The organism is Oryzicola mucosus (assembly GCF_014534685.1).
GTDB classification, from domain to species: Bacteria; Pseudomonadota; Alphaproteobacteria; order Rhizobiales; family Rhizobiaceae; genus Oryzicola; species Oryzicola mucosus.
This window is the reverse complement of the sequence record NZ_JACVVX010000021.1, coordinates 1-5,795: the sequence shown is the minus strand read 5'-3', so window position 1 is coordinate 5,795 and position 5,795 is coordinate 1. Positions and strand designations below refer to the sequence as shown.

The 5,795-nt window shown below is 55.4% G+C and carries 7 protein-coding genes; 5 read left to right on the top strand and 2 right to left on the bottom strand.

What is annotated here, in order from left to right:
- From ICI42_RS23380 to ICI42_RS24310, 5 genes are all read left to right on the top strand, one after another.
- A partial coding sequence (locus tag ICI42_RS23380) for an RHS repeat-associated core domain-containing protein (protein WP_188167015.1) occupies nucleotides 1-784 on the top strand: 784 nt, incomplete at its 5' end.
- 5 nt (nucleotides 785-789) lie between these two features.
- Nucleotides 790-1,206, top strand: coding sequence for an immunity 70 family protein (locus ICI42_RS23375; RefSeq protein WP_188167014.1), 417 nt, complete (start codon nucleotides 790-792; stop codon nucleotides 1,204-1,206).
- A 346-nt stretch (nucleotides 1,207-1,552) separates the two neighbouring features.
- The gene (gene tnpB / locus ICI42_RS24320; RefSeq protein ID WP_407945196.1) at nucleotides 1,553-2,146 is read left to right on the top strand and encodes an IS66 family insertion sequence element accessory protein TnpB; all 594 of its coding nucleotides are present in this window, start codon (nucleotides 1,553-1,555) and stop codon (nucleotides 2,144-2,146) included.
- Between the two features lie 173 nt (nucleotides 2,147-2,319).
- The gene (locus ICI42_RS24315; protein ID WP_188167013.1) at nucleotides 2,320-2,847 is read left to right on the top strand and encodes an IS66 family transposase zinc-finger binding domain-containing protein; all 528 of its coding nucleotides are present in this window, start codon (nucleotides 2,320-2,322) and stop codon (nucleotides 2,845-2,847) included.
- A gap of 36 nt (nucleotides 2,848-2,883) precedes the next feature.
- Complete coding sequence (locus tag ICI42_RS24310; protein ID WP_188167012.1) at nucleotides 2,884-3,105, top strand: hypothetical protein; 222 nt, start codon at nucleotides 2,884-2,886, stop codon at nucleotides 3,103-3,105.
- A gap of 854 nt (nucleotides 3,106-3,959) precedes the next feature.
- Here ICI42_RS24310 and ICI42_RS23350 read toward each other — a convergent pair.
- Together ICI42_RS23350 and ICI42_RS23345 are read right to left on the bottom strand one after the other, a co-directional pair.
- On the bottom strand, nucleotides 3,960-4,232 hold the full coding sequence (locus tag ICI42_RS23350) for a hypothetical protein (RefSeq protein WP_188167011.1): 273 nt from the start codon (nucleotides 4,230-4,232) through the stop codon (nucleotides 3,960-3,962).
- A 16-nt stretch (nucleotides 4,233-4,248) separates the two neighbouring features.
- Complete coding sequence (locus ICI42_RS23345; RefSeq protein WP_188167010.1) at nucleotides 4,249-5,340, bottom strand: hypothetical protein; 1,092 nt, start codon at nucleotides 5,338-5,340, stop codon at nucleotides 4,249-4,251.
- Nucleotides 5,341-5,795 lie beyond the last annotated feature (455 nt).

The following is a 5,795-nucleotide window of genomic DNA, read 5'->3' as shown; positions in this document are numbered from 1 at the left end:
ACGATACATGGATCCTGTCCTGGGCCGGTTCATCTCACCAGACGACTGGGACCCAACCCTCGATGGCGTCGGTACAAACCGATACGCATACGCCCAGAACGATCCCATCAACAAATCAGACCCTAACGGGCATCAATCGACCTCTTCTCCTTCCTCTGATGATACAGAAGCTAGAGAAATGGAGCGGATGGTAAATGATGCGTTACAAGACTATGCAGCCGGCGATATTTCGGAAGAAGAAAAGGATGCCAAGTTAACGTATGCACACAATGCGATGAGATCAGAGAGCTTATACAATGATCAGTTCAAATTCGCTATTGGGTCAAATATACAGCAACAATACGGTGATGCCGTATCCCGCCTTACCACTGCCGCTGAGCAATTTACGAGCACTAATAATCTAAGGCCGAGTTGGAGAGATAGTGAGAAAACAGTTGGTGACAAATTCGCCGATTACCGAGCCCAAGTGTCGTTTAAAGATGGCAAAGAGGTAAAATACGGTACAAAAGGCAGTGTCCTGCCGGATAGATTTAAAGATGGCCACAGTATTGAAGTGAAAAATTATAATGTCGAGACGGCGAAAGGACGGGCGGGTCTTGTAAGAAATATTTCCAACCAAGCGGTAGATAGAGCCAAAAATCTGCCTTCCGGCACCCGGCAATCGGTGTACATCGACGCAAGAGGGCAAAAAGTAACTCGAAACCAGATCGATGACCTCGCGGATCAAATTGTACAAAGATCGAATGGTGCGTTAAAACTCGATGACATAAACTTCATAAGGTAATTGATATGACGATCGGCCTAAAAATCGGCGCCACAATCGATGAGATTGGTTCTTCAGAGTTTCTTTTTGCATTTTTCTCGACAATATCAGCAAATCTCGAAAAAAAGGGATGGGGAACTAGATTTCCTGTTCTCTTGAACGAATTATATAGCGGAGAGCTTCCGTCACAAAGGGCGGGTACAGCTCTTGAGGAATTGCGAACGGTAAGATCTGAATTATCCGCAATTCCACCTGATCGTGTTGTCTGGAACTACGAAGATCGGACCAAGGGACCTCCTTGGGGCCACGACATATCGAGCGACATTACCAACATGTCAAATTACTTTGTTACATCGGGGGGGCGGGACTTGTTTGATGTATTAGAGGAGGCGCTGGAGTATCAAAAAGGTCGCGGTGGCGTGGCTAAGATTGTTTCGTTTTAGATTGAAGATCGCCGTTTTAAGCTATGAATGTCCGTAGCTTCTCTACTGTTATTAATTGACGGCACTCCGCGACAGGCGTTGACATTCCTCGAGGCTATTGATGGCCATGTCCATCGCTGTCGCTACTCACCAGCGGGAACTGGTACATGCACCAAACCTCTGGTGCAGGCTTGGCTGGCGGCAGGGTTGCATGCAGTGAGGCGAGGTTTCACGCCAAGCGCCGCTATGCCGACATCAGATCGATCTCATGCGGCTTGAGCCGTAAGGGTTTGGCGTCGCTGCACTGCCTCGCATAGAGGGTGATCGATAGTGTCCACCATGGGATAGTGGACACTATCGGTGCGTGATGACGCGTCGGACGAAGCGACTTTGGACGGACGAGGAGAAGCGGTCGGTCTGTCTGCAGACGACGGCACCTGGTGTGTCGGTGGCGCGGGTGGCGCAGCGCTACGCGACGAACGTCAACCTGATCTTCAAGTGGCTGCGCGACCCTCGGTATGCGCCGGAGCCCTCGGCGGAGCCGGATGAGGCCTGTTTCCTTCCCGTCGAGATCGTTGATCGGCCCATACACGACGATGACAGAGCCGCCGCCGGTTCGGTGCCTGCGGCAGGCACGATAGAGATCGATACAGCGGTGGCCACCGGCTGCGGATCAGCGGAGCCTATGATCCCGAGGCGCTGGCCGGCTGATCCGGGGCCTGTCCGGATGATCCCTGTCCCGGCAAACACCCGCGTGTGGCTGGCGGCAGGCGTGACCGACATGCGGCGCGGGTTCACGACGCTCGCGGCCCAGGCAGAGACAGTGCTGAAGCAGGACCCGTTCGCCGGGCACATGTTCGTCTTCCGCGGTCGGCGTGGCGATCTGATCAAGATCATCTGGTGGGACGGCCAGAGTGCATGCCTGTTCAGCAAGCGCCTAGAGAAGGGCCGCTTCGTGTAGCCGTCGGCGAAGGAGGGCAAGATCGCGCTGACGTCGGCGCAGCTGGCGATGCTGCTGGAAGGGATCGACTGGCCCCTGCCGCGGCGTAGCTGGACGCCGCTCAAGGCCGGATAAACCGGGCGCGACAGCACGTTCGGGATTCCTGTTTCGCGCTTGTTTTGGTATGATTAGCCATGCTGGACGTGGCCAAATCCCTGCCGGACAACCCCGAGGAACTGCGGCGGTTCATGGCGCTGGCCGAAGTGAAGTCGCAGGCGATGCTGATAGAGAAGCTGCGCCACCAGCTCGCCGGTCACCGAAGCCATCGCTTTGGCACGTCGTCGGAGACCATCGAGCAGCTTCAACTGGCGCTCGAGGCAACCGAGATCTCTATCGCCAAGATGACTGCAAAGCTGCGCCTGCCGGACGAGGAAGAGAAGGACAAGCCGAAGCGCCGTCCGATCCCCAATCACATCCCGCGCCAGGAGATAGAACTGACCACCGGCGACGAGGACTGTGCCCGCTGTGGCGGAACCCTTCGCCGCCTCGGCGAGGATGTGACAAAAGAGCTGGAGTATGTTCCCGGCCGGTTCACCGTGAACCGGATCGTCCGTCCCCGCCTGGCTTGTTCCGGCTGCGAGGCATTCACACAGGCTCCTCTGCCATCGCGCCCGATCGAGCGCGGCCGTCCCGGCCCCGGCCGGCCACAGACGAATATTTGACGGCAGGTCGGTTCTGTCGTGGCGAAGGCTCGAAACATGGTCGATCTCGGCCTGCCGCGCCGCAAGAAAATTGCGCGCTTGCCTGGCCTGCGCTTCAAGCCCCGAAATCGTTGCGGCGAGATTGTCGGAAGCCATCGACAACTTTGTCTGAGCGTGGATGTAGGTGCCAATGGCGACCAAGGCGAACAAACCAGCGACAAACCACGGTGCCCGACGGGCTGCAATCTGCCTTTTCGTTGGCGGCATAACCGTTTCTAAGCTCAGCCTGTCCGCGAAGAGTTTGGTGCCGTTGTATTCGAAAGAAATGACGCGAACCACACCACCAGCCTGATTAATATCCAGCAGCAATGGCGCAATGAGATTTCGCTTGACTACACAGTAGACGTTCGAAAACTCTGGATCATTGCTGAAAAGGATGTGCACGTCGGATGGACTGATCGGCGTTGTCGCGACCAGATCGAGTTCCGCCATGGCTCTCGCTGTGCGCTCGGGTAGCCGCTTTGGCCCAAGGGTTCGCAAAAGGTAGTCTGACTTCTGCAGCTGGAACTCGATATTTTTTGAGGCAATGGACTGTTCGTAAGAGTGCAAGTGCTCCCGAATGCCGCCATTAGTCACGATGTCGCCCAAGGCTTGATCCCCTCGAAACTTCGGTAAGGAGCCTTCGTGACCATTGACGGGTACACTTATGCGCGACCCGCCCCGTTTGTTCTTCAGCGGAATAACTTGCAGCATAGAAGACACTAATTCGGTCCCCCACCAATCTAAAAAATCAAATGTCTCAGATGCCGCAAACCTAAATCGCATAAATCGTATCCCATATCACATCAGTGCCCTTCAGTGCCACCAATCTCGAGGATGGTCGATAGTGACAAAGTTGGCCCTCAGATTCTTGACAGCACAGCCTCTACCGTATCGAAAGAAGAGCACCCGTGAGCTGGGTTTCTCCGGCGAGAAATACCTATTGTAAATTTCTACGCAAACAAATTCTGTCAAATCCACTGCTGGCCTACAGTATATAAACTCGTACGGGGGCTTCTCAGTGGTGCGGCTTCGCACTCTGCGATTTACCACCCTATCTCGCAATTATTACGCGCTTCTGGTAGACTAAGATTCTATTTATTAAAACCTATTATTGCGATCTGACCGTCTTCCTGTGAAACCTCAACATCATAGCCGCTGTAGGTCTTAGCAAAAATCTTCTGATCGATAATCTCCATATCGACGAAACAATCAGGACTTCTTGGCGGCTCAGCCTCCCAAATTATTTCTCCGCCGCGCTCAGCAATTATATTACGAAATACCGCTTCCGTAGAGCAATCGGGGTCAATGAGAATAAAAGCAGTATTGTTAAGGACTACCGTTTTTTTTTGACAAGATTTTTCCATTTTGACTTCCAATTAGTTATGGTTTTAATGGAACGCCGGACCCAAAGGAAGCGCTGGGTATACGCTCCAAAAGTTGGATTTGCGTTCCTCCCCCTGCCTGACCAAAAGCCGGTGCTGCGCTTCCATACTGTATTCTAGTCCCAGCTGGAATTGTCACCTCCGAAAGAAATGACGCCGCATTCTGCGGTGGAAGAGATAGCATACTTCTGGCTGCAGAGCTGGACGATGGCGCGATAGGTGAGAGCCAAGATCCTTGCTGGAAGGCTCCTCCACCCCAGACGCGATATGCCGTTAAACCATTGGCCGGTACTGCACCAGCGTAAATTATACTTCCCCAAGCCGCCTGTGTCCCGACGGGAGGTGCTGGAAGGGCGGTTAGTCTAGTTCCCGCCGGAGCAGCGGCTACGCCGGCTCCGGTTGCTGCAGCATTCAACAGTTCCCGACCAGTCTCCATGCCAAAGCGCTGAGAGCCATTTGCAGGGGTGTAGTGCCCAATGTCAACGTTCCCAAATGTCAGCGTAGAGATTACGTCGGAGCCGTAGTTATATAATCCTTTCGGGACACCTGCGGCCCATTCTTTATTGCTGAACTCTTCATCTGGTGGCAGGTCTCCTGACGTTAAGCGTTGTATTTCTCTACTGTTGAGGGAGTAGTTTTGGCCCTCTCCTTGCGAATTCTTATCTGCAGCTTCATCTTTCTCCAGTTCAGTGCCAGACCAAGGATCGTACTGCGTTTCTCCACCATCAGCATGTCCATTCGGGTCTGACTTATTGACTGGATCGTTACCTGCATATGCGTATCGGTTTGTGCCGACGCCCGGCAGGGTTGGGTCCCAGTCGTCGGGGGAGATGAAGCGGGCCTGCCCCGAGGTCGTGGCGAGGCTGGTTGCAAGCAGGGTGATGACCAGCAGCAGGCTGAGGGTTTTGGTGGCGAGATGCCGGGCTGCGGCGAGGAGCGAGCCGGCCTTGGCCGGGGTGCTTTGCCGTGGGCTGCACGCACTGTCCGCGTCGATGGTGCTGGTTGCGGCACAGGGGTCGGCCCCGATTTCGGCCTTGACGGTGCGGCCTGGGATGCCGGGCATGATGGCTGTGGACTGGAACGGGCTCATCGTGCGGCTCCGGCGCTACGGCTGCTGGCAAGGATAGCGGTATCGGGATGACCGGGATGGGCTTCGCGGTCATGACGCGCCCCGTCTGTCGGAGCTGGTGTGTCGATCCTGCAATCCGGCTTTATCTGAGAGGCCTGGTGCTGCGTCCGCAGTCTGCCAGTAAGAGCATCGTTCCTGCCGTTCGAGACGGTCAAGCTTGTTGGGCAGGATGCGGCGTCGCGCGAGACCCTGGACATCTGGCCGGCGCCACTGGCGGGTGGCAGTCCGGTTGTCTGGCTGGTTGTCTGGCCAGTCAAGAGGTCCGCTGGATGCGGGCCGTTGTCGTTGCCGGCTTCCGGTACGCTGCCGGGCTGTGGCCAGGGTCGTAGGTTGCGCGGGGAGCTCCTGACGTGGCTGCTTCATCCGCCTCCTCGTCCCTTGGCACGAAGGCTCCCAGGATCGGATCCATATATCGG